At 69.0% G+C, this 15,740-nt stretch carries 14 protein-coding genes and 1 pseudogene; 10 read left to right on the top strand and 5 right to left on the bottom strand.

Features of this window, described 5'->3' with window-relative positions; all coding sequences use genetic code 11:
* The first annotated feature begins 166 nt into the window (after positions 1-166).
* Positions 167-1,339: an Mrp/NBP35 family ATP-binding protein gene (locus A9X03_RS02205; protein ID WP_156670184.1), complete on the top strand. Its 1,173-nt coding sequence runs from the start codon at positions 167-169 to the stop codon at positions 1,337-1,339.
* 408 nt (positions 1,340-1,747) lie between these two features.
* Here the strand turns inward: A9X03_RS02205 and A9X03_RS02215 are convergent.
* The 4 genes and pseudogenes from A9X03_RS02215 to A9X03_RS02230 all read right to left on the bottom strand — a co-directional run.
* A pseudogene (locus tag A9X03_RS02215) lies at positions 1,748-2,947 on the bottom strand (lytic transglycosylase domain-containing protein); the annotation flags it as partial.
* A gap of 105 nt (positions 2,948-3,052) precedes the next feature.
* Positions 3,053-3,595 carry a DUF1003 domain-containing protein gene (locus A9X03_RS02220; RefSeq protein ID WP_068259460.1) on the bottom strand — a complete coding sequence of 181 codons (543 nt, stop codon included), beginning with the start codon at positions 3,593-3,595 and terminating at the stop codon, positions 3,053-3,055.
* Positions 3,592-4,899, bottom strand: a complete 1,308-nt coding sequence (locus tag A9X03_RS02225; RefSeq protein ID WP_067757927.1) for a magnesium transporter MgtE N-terminal domain-containing protein — start codon at positions 4,897-4,899, stop codon at positions 3,592-3,594. The genes A9X03_RS02220 and A9X03_RS02225 overlap by 4 nt, the downstream gene beginning before the upstream one ends.
* A gap of 70 nt (positions 4,900-4,969) precedes the next feature.
* On the bottom strand, positions 4,970-5,587 hold the full coding sequence (locus A9X03_RS02230) for a DUF4190 domain-containing protein (RefSeq protein WP_067757924.1): 618 nt from the start codon (positions 5,585-5,587) through the stop codon (positions 4,970-4,972).
* A 161-nt stretch (positions 5,588-5,748) separates the two neighbouring features.
* On the opposite strand from A9X03_RS02230, the gene A9X03_RS02235 reads away from it, so the two are divergent.
* From A9X03_RS02235 to A9X03_RS02260, 6 genes are all read left to right on the top strand, one after another.
* The gene (locus A9X03_RS02235; RefSeq protein ID WP_067757921.1) at positions 5,749-6,276 is read left to right on the top strand and encodes a general stress protein; all 528 of its coding nucleotides are present in this window, start codon (positions 5,749-5,751) and stop codon (positions 6,274-6,276) included.
* Between the two features lie 26 nt (positions 6,277-6,302).
* Complete coding sequence (locus tag A9X03_RS02240) at positions 6,303-7,715, top strand: extracellular solute-binding protein (protein ID WP_067757918.1); 1,413 nt, start codon at positions 6,303-6,305, stop codon at positions 7,713-7,715.
* Positions 7,716-7,822: 107 nt separating this feature from the next.
* Complete coding sequence (locus A9X03_RS02245) at positions 7,823-8,644, top strand: carbohydrate ABC transporter permease (protein ID WP_231968770.1); 822 nt, start codon at positions 7,823-7,825, stop codon at positions 8,642-8,644.
* Entirely contained in the window at positions 8,634-9,485 is an 852-nt protein-coding gene (locus A9X03_RS02250; protein WP_067757941.1) for a carbohydrate ABC transporter permease, read from the top strand. Before A9X03_RS02245 ends, A9X03_RS02250 begins: the two co-directional genes overlap by 11 nt.
* 4 nt (positions 9,486-9,489) lie before the next feature.
* Positions 9,490-10,668, top strand: coding sequence for an ABC transporter ATP-binding protein (locus A9X03_RS02255; protein WP_067757915.1), 1,179 nt, complete (start codon positions 9,490-9,492; stop codon positions 10,666-10,668).
* Entirely contained in the window at positions 10,665-11,258 is a 594-nt protein-coding gene (locus tag A9X03_RS02260; protein ID WP_067757912.1) for a suppressor of fused domain protein, read from the top strand. Before A9X03_RS02255 ends, A9X03_RS02260 begins: the two co-directional genes overlap by 4 nt.
* Positions 11,259-11,312: 54 nt before the next feature.
* Here A9X03_RS02260 and corA read toward each other — a convergent pair whose 3' ends face one another.
* On the bottom strand, positions 11,313-12,416 hold the full coding sequence (gene corA, locus A9X03_RS02265) for a magnesium/cobalt transporter CorA (RefSeq protein WP_067757938.1): 1,104 nt from the start codon (positions 12,414-12,416) through the stop codon (positions 11,313-11,315).
* A 193-nt stretch (positions 12,417-12,609) separates the two neighbouring features.
* Here corA and A9X03_RS02270 point away from each other — a divergent pair, with 193 nt between their 5' ends.
* From A9X03_RS02270 to A9X03_RS02280, 3 genes are all read left to right on the top strand, one after another.
* A complete protein-coding gene (locus tag A9X03_RS02270) occupies positions 12,610-13,599 on the top strand; it encodes a malate dehydrogenase (RefSeq protein WP_067757935.1) in 990 nt (329 codons plus the stop codon).
* 66 nt (positions 13,600-13,665) lie between these two features.
* Positions 13,666-14,865, top strand: a complete 1,200-nt coding sequence (locus A9X03_RS02275) for an NADP-dependent malic enzyme (protein ID WP_067757909.1) — start codon at positions 13,666-13,668, stop codon at positions 14,863-14,865.
* Complete coding sequence (locus A9X03_RS02280; protein WP_068259463.1) at positions 14,862-15,731, top strand: glycine betaine ABC transporter substrate-binding protein; 870 nt, start codon at positions 14,862-14,864, stop codon at positions 15,729-15,731. Before A9X03_RS02275 ends, A9X03_RS02280 begins: the two co-directional genes overlap by 4 nt.
* The last annotated feature ends 9 nt before the right edge of the window (positions 15,732-15,740 follow it).

Genomic DNA, 15,740 nt, shown 5'->3' on the forward strand with positions numbered 1-15,740 from the left:
GATGTGGAGCCTCGCGGTGGAAGCGTCCTTCTATGTGCTGCTCCCGCCGCCGGCCGCACCACCCGCGCCTGCGGCCCCCGCGTCGCCTGCACCCAAACCGGCCGGCCCGCCGAACGCGGTGACGCCGAAGCCGCCGGGTCCCGTCGCGGGCGGTTGACCGGCCCGTCTGGTAGCGCGCCTACACTCGGCGGTGATGTCCCCTCATGACACTGCCGACCTGAGCGCAGCAATCCGCACCGCACTGGGGAAGGTGATCGACCCCGAGTTGCGGCGTCCGATCACCGAACTCGGAATGGTCAAGAGCATTGACACCGAGCCCGACGGCGGCGTGCACGTCGCGATCTACCTGACCACCGCCGCCTGCCCGAAGAAGACCGAAATCAGCGAGCGGGTCACCCAGGCCGTCTCCGATGTTCCGGGCACGGGGGCCGTGAAGGTCACCCTGGACGTGATGAACGACGAGCAGCGCACCGAACTGCGCAAGCAGTTACGGGGCGATGCCCGCGAGCCCGTCATCCCGTTCGCCCAGCCGAACTCGCTGACCCGGGTCTACGCGGTCGCGTCGGGGAAGGGCGGGGTGGGCAAGTCCACCGTCACCGTCAACCTGGCCGCCGCGATGGCCGCGCGCGGACTGTCCGTCGGCGTGCTGGACGCCGATATCCACGGCCACTCCATCCCGCGGATGATGGGTACCACCGACCGGCCCACCCAGGTCGAGTCGATGATCCTGCCGCCCATCGCCCACGAGGTGAAGGTCATCTCGATCGCCCAGTTCACCGAGGGCAACACACCGGTGGTGTGGCGCGGGCCGATGCTGCATCGTGCGCTGCAGCAGTTCCTGGCCGACGTCTATTGGGGCGACCTGGACGTGCTCTTACTGGACCTGCCGCCGGGCACCGGCGACATCGCCATCTCGGTGGCCCAGCTGATCCCGAGCGCCGAGCTGATGGTGGTGACAACGCCGCAGCTGGCCGCGGCCGAGGTCGCCGAGCGGGCGGGCAGCATCGCGATGCAAACCCGGCAACGCCTCGCCGGCGTGGTGGAGAACATGTCCGGTCTCACGCTGCCCGACGGTTCGACGTTGCAGGTGTTCGGCGAGGGCGGCGGCCGGCAGGTGGCCGAGCGGTTGTCCCGCGCCGTCGGCGCCGACGTGCCGCTGCTCGGCCAGATCCCGTTGGACCCCGCCCTGGTGGCCGCCGGCGATTCCGGCACCCCGATCGTGCTGAGCGCCCCCGACTCCCCCGCCGGCAAGGAACTGCGCAGCGTGGCCGACAAGCTGTCGGCACGCCGGCGCGGATTGGCGGGCGTGTCGCTGGGACTGGACCCGACGCGACGCTAACCCGTCGTCGACACTGAACCCAGGGCGACGGCACGCCGAGCACCTTCTGCCGGATTACAGTCTCGGCGCTGACGCTCAGGTCGCGTCGGCGTCGAACGGGGTCGGCCCGGAAAGGTGTTGCTCGGCTGTCGGCTGGGGCGGGGCTGCCGGCGTGACCGCCCCGGTGGCCGGTCGGTCGAACTTGCCGGTGAGGAACGAATCGTCGCCGTCCAGCAGGTGCTTGGTCAGCGCGGCGCGGGGCGTCATCCCCCGCAGCTTCTGCAATTCGCTCAGCGGGACGCGCAGGTCGTCGAACTCGGGCCCCAGGTCTTCGCGCAGCTGGGTGGTCACCCCACTCAGGTAGTCGCGGGCCTGCCGCAGCGCGGTCGACGTCCAGCGGATCGCACCGGGAAGCCGCTCCGGGCCGAGCGGCGGGGCGGGTGGCGCGCCCAGCGGCGGGGCGCCCATCGGTGGCGCGGGCGGTGCGACGAGCGGCTGACCCCATGGCGGGACGGCGTTCGGCGGCGGGCTCTGGGGGCCGACGCAGATGACGGTGCAGCCGGACAGGCGCGACGGGGCCTGCTGTGGGGTCGGGGCCATCCACGGGAACATCGGCTGCTGACCGGGGCTCTGCGGCGAGGTGAGGTCGATCAGCGGCAGGCGCGCCAGGGGGTCGTCCGACGGCAGACCGTTGATGTTCATCGGCAGGTTGGGGCCGAGTCCCTCGGCATGCTCCAGGTGCGCGTCGGCGAGCGGAGGCGGCGGGCCCGTCATCGGAGGCAGGTCGACCGGAACCACGCCGGTGGCGTACGCCGAGGCCCACCCGAGCACGTTCTGCGCGTACGCCATCGAGTTGTTGTAGCGCAGGATCGCGGCCATCACCTGCGACGGGTCGCGGAGGTTGAGGCCGCCGCTGCACAGGTACCGGGCCGCGGCCAGCGTGGAGTCGAACAGGTTCTGCGGATCGGCAACGCCGTCGCCTTTACCGTCGGACGCGTAGCGCGCCCAGGTGCCGGGCAGGAACTGCATCGGCCCCATCGCGCGGGCGTAGGTGGGGCGATTGCCGGTACTGCTCTGGAGGATGATCTCGTTGCCCGGCAGCGTGCCGTCCAGCGCCGGTCCATAGATCGGGACGACCGCGGTGCCGCGGGCGTCAACCGCTCCTCCGCCCGCATGGCCCGACTCGATGCGCCCGATGCCGGCCAGCAGGTTCCAGCTGACCCCGCAGCCCGGCGCGGCCACGGCCATCTTCTGTTCGGCGTTGCGATAGGCCGCGAGCGCGATGCTCGGAATGCCAAGCGCGCCCGGCGCATTGACGATCATCGGCTTCGGGGGAGCCGACAAGGCCGGCTCGGCGACGTGGAACGCGTTCGGCGAGCGGTCGATGGACACGACGGCCGGCCCCGAGAGGTCGGGGAAGGCGGGGGAGACGGCGGCCACCGGCGCCACGTTCGCGTGCACCGGGGGGAGCTTCTCGGGGAGCGAGGGCGCGGCACCGCTTACGGCGCCCGCGAAAACCAGGGGAGTGATAGTGGCTACGCCGAAGGCGCGCGTGCGCGTCACCTGAAGAGCCCGTTGCCGCTCCGCCGCGGCGGCCGGGCGTGGACCCCGGCGTCCCCCAATGCGCACTCGACCGTCCTAGGTATGTGAGCTGGTCAACTGCTTCTCAGCCGTGAACTAGATCACCATACATAACTCTTGTGACCAGAGTGGCGCAATGGTCGGAACTGGTTCTCAACCCGATTTCTTAGTCGCGCGGTCGGCGCCGTCACCGCCCGGCGCCGACCCGGAGTCCTCGGATTCGGGGTCCAAACCGGCCAGCAGCGAGCGCAGATCCTCGAGCTCGTGGCGCAGATACTCGCGGGTCACGACCTCGCCGACCGCGAGCCGGACCGCCGCGAGCTCGCGCGCCAGGAACTCGGTGTCGGCTTTGGTCTGGGAGGCGCGGTGGCGGTCCTGTTCGAGCGCGACGCGGTCCCGGTTTTCCTGACGATTCTGGGCGAGCAGAATCAGCGGCGCCGCGTAGGCGGCCTGCGTGGAGAAGGCCAGGTTGAGCAAGATGAACGGATAGGGGTCCCAGCGCAGCCCCACGGCGAACAGGTTCACCGCGATCCACGCGAACACGATGATCGTCTGCACCAGCAGGTAGCGGCCGGTGCCGAAGAAACGGGCGATGGACTCGGTGATCTGGCCGACGGCCTCGGGGTCCAGGCGTGGCGAGTACCTGCGCGACGTCCGCGGGGTGTAGAGCCGGCGCGGGGCCGGGGACTTGCTCACGCGGATCCTCCCAGTTCTTCCAGCCGGCCGGCGGCGTCGAGCGCCTGCACATCCACGCGCCAGTCGTGCGGCAACAGGTGATCGAGCAGATCGTCCACCGTCACCGCGCCCAACAGATGGTTCTGATCATCGAGTACCGGCCCGCACACCAGGTTGTACGCCGCCAGGTAGCGCGTCACCGCCCCCAGCGGCGTCTCCGGGGTCAGGGTGAGCAGGTCGTTGTCGACGATCCCGCCGACCAGCTCGGCCGGCGGTTCGCGAAGCAGCCGCTGCAGCTGCACGCAGCCCAAGTAGCGGCCGGTGGGGGTGGCCGTGGGCGGCCGCACCACGAACACCATGGACGACAGGGCCGGGGTGAGGTCCGGATCGCGGACCCGGGCCAACGCCTCGGCGACCGACGTGTCGGGCGTCAACACCACCGGATCGGAGGTCATCAGGCCGCCCGCCGTGTCCGGCGAGTGCGCCAGCAGCCGGCGCACCGGGGCCGAATCGTCGGGGTCCATCCGCGTCAGCAGCATCTCGGCGTCCGTCGGATTGAGCACGCCGAGCAGGTCGGCGGCGTCGTCGGGGTCCATCTCCTCGAGGACGTCGGCGGAGCGTTCGGTGCCCAGCTCGGACAGCACGTCGGCCTGGTCCAGCTCGGGCAGTTCCTGCAGGACGTCCGCCAGCCGGTCGTCGTCGAGCGCTTTGAGCACCTCGTAGCGCCGCTTGGGCGGCAGGCCGCGGATGGCGTCGGCGACGTCCACCGCCTTCCAGCCCTCGAACTGGCTCAGCAGCTGCGCCACCCCCTGGCCCGGCAGCGCCAGCGCCGACGGGCTCAGGCCCTGCACGTGGTACCAATCCACGACGTGCACGGGGCCACGCCGGCCGAGCCGCCGCTGGCTGCGGACGGCGACCCGGCTCACCATCCAGTCGCGGGTCCGCGTCTGTTCGATGCCCAGGTCCGTGATGACGACGTCCAGGCCGGCCAGCTCCGGAAGCGCGGGATCGTTGACCTTCACCTGGGTGTCGAGCACCTGGCCGATCGCCAGCACCTCGCCCGGGCGCTGCTCGAAGTGGCGCAGGGAGACGCTCCCGGTGTTCAGGGTGACGGCCTCCGGCTCGATCGCGGCGACCCGGAGCATCGGGATGAAGATGCTGCGCCGCGTCGCCAGGTCGACGACCAGACCCAGGACGCGGGGTTGCTGACGCACGATGCTGATGCCGATCACGACATCGCGGATCCGGCCGAAGGATTCGCCGAGCGGACCCAGCACCAACATCCGCGAGAGCCGGGCGATGTAAACCCTGTTGACCGATGCCATGGGGAAAGCCTAGGCAGCCGCCGTCGACGCGGTGGATGGCGGCGGTGGTGGATCGGCTACGGCAAAGCTGCTAACGCGAGTGCAGCGCGAACATGAAGACGATCAGGCTCACCACCAAGGTCGCGATGCCGATGACGATGCCGGCAACCGCGAGGCCGTAGCCGTCTTGCTGGGTGCGCTTGATTTCGTTCATCGCGACCACGCCCAGCACGATGGCCACGATCGAGCCGACGCAGCAACAGAACACGCCGGTGAACGACGAGATGAGCGACGCGATGGCGAGCTTGTTCGTCCCCGGTTTCAGTCCGCTCGGTGACCCGTAGCCGCCGAGGTAGTCCGGGGCCGGGTAATAGCCGCCCGGGTAGGGCGGCGGTCCGTAGCCTCCGGGCGGCCCACCGAATTGGGCCGGCCCGGCTTGGTACGGCGGCGCGCCATAACCGGACGGTTGGTCATATCCGGGCGGCGGCCCATAGCCCGGAGGCGGCGGGTATTGGGCCGCGTAACCGGGGTGGTATTCGGTGGGATAGCCCGGCGGCGGGTATGCCGGCGGCGGATATTCGGGCGCCGCCCCCGATGGCGGCGGTTCCCACGGCGGCTGCGGCGCGTCCGGGGCGTCGCCGCCGGCGGGGAACGGTTTGGCCTGGTCGTCGTGGGAGCGTTCGCCGAAGCCATCGCCGGGCGCTGTCATGCTGTTCAACCTAGCCGATGCGAAATCGGCGAATCGGGCGCGAATCGCCGCCGGCCGCCGGGCCGGGGGCGACCTGTTTTCGCAGGTTGGCGAGCGGTCGCTGGATAGGCTAAAAGGGCCCGAGATGTGCCGTTGGCCGTGGCGGAGGAGAATGAGCACCAATGACTAGTCCTTTCCAGCCCGGTCAAGTTCCCGGCGCCACCCCCCCGGGCGCGGCGGCGGGCCGCCGCGGCGTCCCCGGACTACCGACGCCGCCCAAGGGTTGGCCGGTCGGGTCGTATCCCACCTACGCCGAGGCGCAGCGCGCCGTCGACTATCTCTCCGAGCAGCAGTTCCCGGTTCAGCAGGTGATCATCGTCGGCGTCGACCTGATGCAGGTCGAACGCGTCACCGGCAGGCTGACGTGGCCCAAGGTCCTCGGCGGTGGTGTGCTGAGCGGCGCCTGGCTGGGTTTGTTCATCGGGTTGGTGCTCGGCTTCTTCAGCCCGAATCCGTGGGCGGCGCTGGCCACGGGTCTGGTCGCCGGGGTCTTCTTCGGGCTGATCACCTCCGCCGTGCCGTACGCGATGGCCCGCGGCACAAGGGATTTCAGCTCGACGATGCAATTGGTGGCCGGCCGCTACGACGTGCTCTGCGATCCGCAGAACGCGGAGAAGGCGCGGGACCTGTTGGCGCGCTTGGCGATTTGAGGCCGCGCGCGAGAGGTGTGAATCCAGTGGTGAATCGTCGTCGGCGCCTGCGACGGGCGGCCGCCATCGCGTTGGCGACGCTCACCCTCACCGCGGCGGTGCCGGCGTGCGGGAACTCCGGCACCGGGGTGGTGATCACGTTTTTCACGCCGGCCACCGATTCGGCCGCCTTCACCGCCGTCGCCCAGGAGTGCACCAAGCAACTGGCAGGCCGGTTCGCCATCCAGCACGTGAGCCTGCCCAGGGGGCCGGGCGAGCAGCGGGTGCAGCTGGCGCGGCGGCTCAGCGCTCACGACCGCGGCCTGGATGTGATGGCGCTGGACGTGGTGTGGACCGCGGAGTTCGCCGAGGCGGGCTGGGCGCTGCCGCTGTCGGACGATCCCGAGGGGCGGGCCGACGCCGACGCCGGCGCTGACACCTTGCCGGGTCCGTTGGCAACGGCGCGTTGGAAGCACCGGCTGTATGCCGCGCCCGTCGCCACCAATACCGAATTACTCTGGTACCGGCCAGATTTGGTGCACCAACCGCCGCCAGACTGGGATGCGATGGTGGCCGAGGCCGCACGGCTGCACGCCGAGGGTCAGCCCGCCTGGATAGCGGTGCAGGCGAACGAGGGCGAGGGTCTGGTGGTGTGGTTCAACACGCTGCTGGTCAGCGGCGGCGGTCAGGTGCTCTCCGAGGACGGCCGCCAGGTCACCTTGACCGACACCCCCGCGCACCGGGCCGCGACAGTCAACGCGTTGCGCATCCTGAGGGCGGTGGCCACCGCCCCCGGCGCCGATCCCTCGATCACCCGGACCGACGAGGGCACGGCGCGGCTCGCGGTCGAGCAGGGCAAGGCCGCACTGGAGGTCAACTGGCCCTACGTGCTGGCCTCCATGCTGGAAAACGCGGTGAAGGGCGGTGTCCCCTTCCTGCCGCTGAATGCCGATCCGGCGCTGGCCGGCAGCATCAACGACGTCGGGATGTTCGTGCCCAGCGACGAGCAGTTCCGCATCGCCTACGACGCCAGCCGGAAGGTCTTTGGTTTCGCGCCGTATCCCAGCGTGGCGCCGCCCCGGCCCGCCAAGGTGACGATCGGGGGGCTCAACCTGGCGGTGGCCAGCACCACCCGCCACCGCGCGGAGGCATTCGAGGCGGTGCGCTGCCTGCGCAGCCCGCAGAGCCAGAAGTACGTTTCGATGCAAGGCGGGCTGCCCGCGGTGCGGACGTCGTTGTACTCCGACCCGCAGTTCCAGGCCAAGTATCCGATGTACACGGTCATTCGCCGGCAGCTCACCGACGCCGCCGTCCGGCCGGCGACGCCGGTCTATCAGGCGTTGTCGCTGCGGCTGTCCGCCACGTTGAGCCCCGTCACCCGGATCGACCCGGAGCGGACGGCAGACGAGCTCGCCGCGCAGGCGCAGAAGGCCATCGACGGCAAGGGGCTGTTACCGTGACCGCCACCGCCGTGCAGCCGCATGAGGCCGCCGTCGCCCCGCGGACCCGGAGCCGAAACCGGCTGTCGGAGCGGCGACTTGCCTTCGCGCTCGTCGCGCCCGCGGCCATGCTGATGCTGGCGGTGACCGCCTACCCGATCGGGTACGCGGTATGGCTGAGCCTGCAGCGCAACAACCTCGCCACCCCCAACGACACCGCGTTCGTCGGTTTGAGCAACTACCAAACCATCCTGACCGACCGGTATTGGTGGACCGCGCTTGCGGTAACCCTGGGCATCACAGCGGTTTCCGTGTCGCTCGAGTTCGTGTTGGGGCTGGCGCTGGCGTTGGTGATGCATCGCACCCTGGTCGGCAAGGGCCTGGTGCGTACCGCGGTGCTCATCCCGTACGGCATCGTCACCGTTGTCGCGTCCTACAGCTGGTACTACGCGTGGACGCCGGGCACCGGTTACCTGGCAAACCTGTTGCCGCACGGCAGCGCGCCGTTGACCCAGCAGATTCCGTCGCTGGGCATCGTCGTCCTCGCCGAGGTCTGGAAGACGACGCCGTTCATGTCGCTGCTGCTGTTGGCCGGCCTGGCGATGGTGCCCGAGGACCTGCTCAAGGCGGCCCAAGTCGACGGCGCCGGGCCGTGGCGGCGGCTGATGCGCGTCACCTTGCCCATCATCAAGCCGGCGGTCATTGTCGCGTTGCTGTTCCGTACGCTGGACGCTTTCCGCATCTTCGACAACATCTACGTGCTCACCGACGGCGCCAACAACACCGATTCGGTGTCAATCCTGGGCTACGACAACCTGTTCAAGGGATTCAATGTCGGACTGGGTTCGGCGATCAGCGTGCTGATCTTCGTCTGTGTGGGCATCATCGCGCTGGTTTACATCAAGGTGTTCGGCGCGGCCGCGCCCGGTGGTGACCTCGATGGCCGCTGACCAGGCATGGGCGCGGGGAGGCGCCCGGCGGGCGGCGGTCTGGGCCGTGGTAGACGCCGTGGTCGTGGTGTACGCACTTGTACCGGTGTTGTGGATCGTCAGCCTCTCGCTCAAGCCCACGTCAACGGTCAAGGACGGCAAGCTGTTTCCGTCGTCGGTGTCGTTCGAGAACTACCGCGGCATCTTCCGCGGCGACTTGTTCGGTGCGGCGTTGGTGAACTCGATCGGAATCGGTTTGACCACCACCGCGATCGCGGTGGTGCTCGGCGCGATGGCCGCCTACGCGATCGCGCGGCTCAGCTTCCCCGGCAAGCGCGTGCTGATCGGGGCGACCCTGCTGGTTACGATGTTCCCCGCCATCTCGCTGGTCACCCCGCTGTTCAACATCGAACGCTTCGTCGGGTTGTTCGACACCTGGCCGGGCCTGATCCTGCCTTACATCACATTCGCTCTGCCGCTTGCCATCTACACGTTGTCGGCGTTCTTCCGGGAGATTCCGTGGGACCTGGAAAAGGCGGCCAAAATGGACGGCGCCACACCGGCCCAGGCATTCCGCAAGGTGATCGTCCCGCTGGCCGCACCCGGGGTGGTGACCGCCGCCATCCTGGTGTTCATCTTCGCCTGGAACGACCTCCTGCTGGCGCTGTCGCTGACCGCCACCAAGGCGGCGATCACGGCGCCGGTGGCGATCGCGAACTTCGGTGGCAGTTCGCAATTCGAGGAGCCGACCGGATCGATCGCGGCCGGTGCGGTCGTGATCACGGTCCCGATCATCCTGTTTGTTTTAATCTTCCAACGACGAATCATCGCCGGGTTGACCTCTGGCGCGGTGAAGGGATAGCGCGATGGCCGAGATTGTGCTGGACCATGTCAGCAAGAGCTACCCCGACGGCGCCGTGGCGGTGCAAGACCTCAGCATCACCATCGCCGACGGCGAATTCCTCATCCTGGTGGGACCTTCGGGCTGCGGCAAGACGACGACGCTGAACATGATTGCCGGCCTCGAGGACATCTCCTCCGGGGAGCTGCGCATCGGCGGCGAGCGCGTCAACGAGAAGGCGCCCAGGGACCGCGACATCGCGATGGTCTTCCAGTCGTACGCGCTGTACCCGCACATGACCGTGCGGCAGAACATCGCGTTCCCCCTGACGCTGGCCAAGATGAAGAAGGCGGAGATCGCCCAGAAGGTGGCGGAGACCGCCAAAACCCTTGACCTGACCGAACTGCTGGACCGTAAGCCGGCCCAACTGTCGGGCGGGCAGCGACAGCGAGTCGCGATGGGCCGGGCGATCGTGCGCCACCCCAAGGCCTTCTTGATGGACGAGCCGCTGTCGAACCTGGACGCCAAGCTGCGCGTCCAGATGCGCGGCGAGATAGCCCGCCTGCAGAAACGGCTGGGCACCACCACGGTGTATGTCACCCATGATCAGACCGAGGCGATGACGCTGGGCGACCGGGTGGTGGTGATGCACGGCGGCGTCGCGCAGCAGATCGGCACCCCGGACGAGCTATACGAACACCCGGCCAACCTGTTCGTCGCGGGGTTCATCGGTTCACCGGCGATGAACTTCTTCCCGGCCACCTTGACCGGCATCGGGCTGAAACTGCCGTTCGGGGAAGTGATGCTGGCCCCCGAAGTCCAACAGCTGATCTCGCGGCACCCCGCGCCGGAGAACGTCATCGTCGGGGTGCGGCCCGAGCATCTGCACGACGCGGCGTTGATCGACGGATACCAGCGGATCAGGGCGCTCACCTTCGAGGTGAAGGTCGACTTGGTCGAGTCGTTGGGCGCCGACAAGTTCGTGTACTTCTCCACGGCGGGGTGGACGGCGCACTCCGCGCAGTTGGACGAGCTGGCCGCCCAGGGCGAGGCGCACGAAAACCAGTTCGTGGCAAGAGTTCCCGCGGAATCCAAGGCGGCGATCGGGCGGTCGATCGAGTTGGCGTTCGACACCACGAAGTTGGCCGTCTTCGACGCAGGCTCGGGGGCGAACCTCACCGTTGCGCCTTCTGAGGAGCAGTGACCCCGATTCTGGACCAGGTGCGAACGCACCTGCGTCGCCACTTCGCCGACAGCGAACCCGATTCGGCGAGCGTGACTTTCCTGGGCGCCGAACCCATCGAGGTGTTGCGTTTCCGCGGCGGCGACGGGTTGGTGCAGTACGTGTCGCTGGGCTGTTCGCGCTACCCGATGACCGACCCCACGCAGCTCGTCGACGACCAGACGCGGGGCCCCCGCGCCGAGGTCGTCCTGCGCCTGCGTGATCCGGGACCCGTCACCGGCATCGCCCGCAGCCTGGCGGTGCTGGCCGCAACGCCGGCCGTCGAGGGTCTGGTGCTCACGGCCGACGCGTTGGTCGACCTCGGCACGCCGCTGTGGGCGCGGGCCGCCGGACGGGTACCGTTCACCGCGGTGTTGTTGGGCCCCAGCGACATCGAAGATCTGCCGCCGGAACCGCCGCGCGATCCGGTGCAATTCCTCTCGGCGACGCCCATCACGGCGACCGAGGCGGCCTGGGTGCGGCTCAAGGGCGCCGACGCCATGCGACAGGCCTGGCAGAACGACGGCGTCGACGTGCTGAACCCGAATCGCCCTGCCGCACAACCGCGTTGAACGGTCACGAACTCGCCGCCCCGGAACGCACCTTAAAGCGCAGAGCAAACGCGGCTAGAGCCAGTTGTTGCGCCGGAACTGGAAGTACAGCGCCAGACAGGCCAGTGTCATCGCGGCCATGATCCCCGGGTAACCCCACGTCCAGTTCAACTCGGGCATGAAGTGGAAGTTCATCCCGTAGATGGCGGCGACCATGGTGGGCACCGCCAAGATGCCGGCCCAGGCCGCCATCTTGCGCATGTCGTTGTTCTGCTGCATCCCGACCCGGGCCAGCGCCGCCTGGATCAGCGAGTTGAGCATGTCGTCGTAGCTCGAGATCTGGTCTGCGGCCTGCGATTGATGGTCGGAGACGTCTCGCAGGTAACGCCGCACCTCTTTGGAAATTAGGTCCTTGTTCTCCACCTGAATGCGGTGGAATGCCACGGACAGCGGGCTGACGCAGCGGCGCAGTTCGACGACCTCGCGCTTGAGCAGATAGATCGGTTCGACGTCGATCTTGCTGCCCGGCGCGAACGCCACCTCCTCGATGCTGTCGATGTCGGATTCGATCAGGCTGCTCACCTGGAGGTAGTGGTCCACCACGTCGTCGGCGATGGCGTGCATTACCGCGAACGGGCCCAGCCGCAGCTGCTCGGGATCGGCGTCCATCCGCTTGCGCACCTCGGAGAGGCCGCCGTGCTCCCCGTGGCGCACGGTGATCACGAAGTCCTTGCCGACGAAAACCATGATCTCGCCGGTCTCGACGATCTGCCGGGCGGCCACCACCGACTCGTGCGGGACGTAGGTGACCGTCTTGAGGACGAAGAACACCGTGTCGTCGTAGCGCTCCAGCTTGGGCCGCTGGTGCGCACAGACGGCGTCCTCGACGGCCAGCGGGTGCATCCCGAAAAGGTCCGCGACTTCCTGCATCTCGGCGAGGTCCGGCTCGCGCAGGCCGACCCAGACGAACGCGTCGTGCCCGAGCATTTCGATCTGGCGCACTTTGTCGCGCGCGGCGTCATAGCTGAATTTCCCGGGCAGCCGGTGGCCGTCGGCGTACACGGCGCAGTCGACCAACGTCTCGTTCGGGGAGCGCGGCTGCGGCTCGGGTTGCGGGGGGCGCGGTTCCTGCGCGAGCGGTCGAAGCGCCTCGGGCAATGCGTCAAAACCCTGGAACACATCCACCTCCGATCGCAGCGCAGGTCTGACCAGGCGGTGCTCCATGGTACGCGTCCCGGCTTGCCGAAGGGCGACGATCCGTTTGCGCGGAAAACGGTCGGGTATTGGACCGGAGATTGGCAGCCCGCAACGGTGCGCTAGTTTCGTGCCGAGACCCGAACAGCATGACTACCTCCACAAGGAGCATTTCGACGTGAGCGCAAGTCCACTCAAGGTTGCCGTCACCGGCGCCGCCGGCCAGATCGGCTACAGCCTGTTGTTCCGCCTGGCGAGCGGTTCGCTGCTGGGCCCCGACCGCCCGATCGAGCTGCGTCTGCTCGAGATCGAGCCGGCGCTCAAGGCGCTCGAGGGCGTCGTGATGGAGCTCGACGACTGCGCGTTCCCGCTGCTGGCCGGGGTCGAAATCGGTGCGGACGCGAACAAGATCTTCGACGGTGTGAACCTGGCGCTGCTGGTCGGCGCGCGGCCGCGGGGCCCGGGCATGGAGCGCAGCGACCTGCTGGAGGCCAACGGCGCGATCTTCACCGCGCAGGGCAAGGCGCTGAACTCCGTCGCCGCCGACGACGTTCGGATCGGCGTGACCGGTAACCCGGCCAACACCAACGCGCTGATCGCGCTGAGCAACGCCCCCGACATCCCCAAGGAGCGGTTCTCCGCCCTGACCCGCCTGGACCACAACCGGGCCATCTCGCAGCTGGCCAAGAAGACCGGCGCCAAGGTCACCGACATCAAGAAGATGACGATCTGGGGCAACCACTCCGCCACCCAGTACCCCGACATCTTCCACGCCGAGGTCGGTAGCAAGAACGCCGCCGAGGTGGTCAACGACCAGAACTGGATCGAGAACGACTTCATCCCGACGGTCGCCAAGCGCGGTGCCGCGATCATCGACGCGCGCGGCGCCTCCTCGGCCGCCTCGGCCGCGTCGGCGACCATCGACGCCGCCCGCTCGTGGCTGCTGGGCAGTCCCGAGGGTGACTGGGTGTCGATGGCGGTCTTCTCCGACGGCTCCTACGGCGTGCCCGAAGGCATCGTCTCGTCGTTCCCGGTGACCACCAAGGACGGCGACTGGTCGATCGTGCAGGGGCTCGACATCGACGACTTCTCCCGCGGTCGCATCGACAAGTCGACCGCCGAGCTGGTCGACGAGCGCAACGCGGTGACCGAGCTCGGTTTGATCTGATCCCACCGCCGAAATCCGTCCCGAAAGGATTAGGTCTACTAATCGGTAGTCAGTACCCTGGGGCGCGTGTCCGAGTTGATTGAATCGATACAGACGCGCGCCGAGCACGGCGCGATCACCGACGCGGAGATCTTCCAGGCACACGTAGGCGGCAAGCTGTCCGTAGGCCCGACGGCGCCGCTGGACACCCAGCGCGCGTTGTCCATCGCCTATACCCCGGGCGTGGCGCAGGTCAGTCGCGCGATAGCCGCCGATCCCAGCCAGGCCGCCCGGTACACGTGGGCGAGCCGGCTCGTCGCCGTCGTCAGCGACGGCAGCGCGGTGCTGGGCCTCGGCGACATCGGACCCGCGGCGTCGCTGCCGGTGATGGAGGGCAAGTGCGCCCTGTTCCAGGCCTACGGCGGGCTGAACGCGATCCCCATCGTGCTGGACACCAAGGATCCCGACGAGATCGTGGAAACCCTGGTGCGACTGCGCCCCACGTTCGGCGCCGTCAACTTGGAGGACATCTCGGCGCCACGCTGCTTCGAGATCGAACGGCGAGTGATCGAGGCGCTGGACTGTCCGGTGATGCACGACGACCAGCACGGCACTGCGATCGTCGCATTGGCGGCGCTCATGGGCGCCACCAAGCTGCTCGGTCGGGATATGACGTCGTTGCGGGTGGTGGTCTCCGGCGCCGGGGCAGCGGGCATCGCGTGCACGAATCTGCTTCTGGCGATGGGTGTTTCGGATATCACCGTGCTCGACTCGCGCGGGATTCTGCACACCGGGCGCGACGACATGAACAGCGTCAAGAGCTTGCTGGCGCAGCGGACGAACCCGGACGGTCTCACCGGCAGCATGGCGGAAGCCCTGCGCGGCGCCGACGTGTTTCTCGGCGTGTCCGGGGGCGTGGTGCCCGAGGAGATGATCGCCACGATGGCGCCGAGCGCGATCGTCTTCGCGCTGTCCAACCCCGATCCGGAGATCCACCCGCAGATCGCGGCCAGGTACGCCGCCGTGGTGGCCACGGGGCGCAGCGACTTCCCCAACCAGATCAACAACGTGCTGGCCTTCCCCGGTGTATTCCGGGGGGCGCTGGATGCCGGCGCGCGCAGGATCACCGAAAAGATGATGGTGGCCGCGGCCGAGGCGATCTTCTCGGTCGTCAGCGATGACCTGGCTTTCGACCGGATCGTCCCCAGCCCGCTGGACCTGCGCGTCGGGCACGCGGTCGCCACGGCGGTCGCGCTGGCCGCAGATCCCGCAGACATCGCGGGGTGAGAACCGGCTGGCTGGCGGTGCCGCTGGTCGCCGCCCTGCTCGCCGCGGCCGGCTGCGGCACGAATACCGGTGAGCACCGCGCCCGCCCGGAACTGGTGGTCGGCTCGGGGGCGGATTCGGAGTCGGCGCTGCTGGCCGGCGTCTACGTGGCCGCGCTGCGGTCCTATGGTTTCGCGGCGCGCGCCGAGACCGCGGACGATCCGATGGCGCGCCTGGACGCGGGTGCCTTCACCGTCGTCCCGGCGTTTACCGGGCGCAAACTGGAGAGCCTGCAGCCCGGCGCGGTCGCGACGTCTGACGCCGACGTCTACCGCGCGATGGTCGCCGCGCTACCCGAGGGCGTCGCGGCGGGCGACTACACGACCGCCGCGGAAGACAAGCCCGTGCTGCTGGTGACGGGGGCCACCGCGAAGGCGTGGGGCGGCAGCGACGTCAGCGCCGACCTGAGCACGCTGCCGAAGCACTGCGCCGGCCTCGTCGTCGGCGCCGTCACCGGGCGCCCGGCCCCTTCGAACGTGGGCACCTGCCGGCTCCCCGTTCCGCACGAATTCCCCGACGAGACAACGATGTTCAACGCGGTGAAGGCCGGTCAACTGACCGCGGGGTGGACGACCACAGCCGACCCCGGCCTGCCCGCCGACCTGGTCACGCTCGTCGACGGGAAGCCCGCGCTGATACGGGCCGAGAACGTGGTGCCGCTGTATCGCCGCAACGCGCTGAGCGACCGGCAACTGCTGGCGATCAATGAAGTGGCCGGGGTCCTGGATACGGCGGCCCTGGTCGACATGCGCCGCCAGGTGGCCGGGGGAGCCGACCCGCAGGCGGTGGCCGGCGGCTGGTTGGCGGAACACCCACTGGGGCGGTGACGGGCGGCC

The sequence above is a fragment of the Mycobacterium sp. E1715 genome, assembly GCF_001667625.1.
GTDB lineage: Bacteria > Actinomycetota > Actinomycetes > Mycobacteriales > Mycobacteriaceae > Mycobacterium.

Coding starts and splice junctions, on each gene's coding strand:
- A9X03_RS02225 (WP_067757927.1), bottom strand. CDS start 4,899: ATGGCATCGGTCAACAGGGTTTACATCGCCCGGCTCTCGCGGATGTTG.
- A9X03_RS02230 (WP_067757924.1), bottom strand. CDS start 5,587: ATGACAGCGCCCGGCGATGGCTTCGGCGAACGCTCCCACGACGACCAG.
- A9X03_RS02235 (WP_067757921.1), top strand. CDS start 5,749: ATGACTAGTCCTTTCCAGCCCGGTCAAGTTCCCGGCGCCACCCCCCCG.
- A9X03_RS02245 (WP_231968770.1), top strand. CDS start 7,823: ATGCTGATGCTGGCGGTGACCGCCTACCCGATCGGGTACGCGGTATGG.
- A9X03_RS02250 (WP_067757941.1), top strand. CDS start 8,634: ATGGCCGCTGACCAGGCATGGGCGCGGGGAGGCGCCCGGCGGGCGGCG.
- A9X03_RS02255 (WP_067757915.1), top strand. CDS start 9,490: ATGGCCGAGATTGTGCTGGACCATGTCAGCAAGAGCTACCCCGACGGC.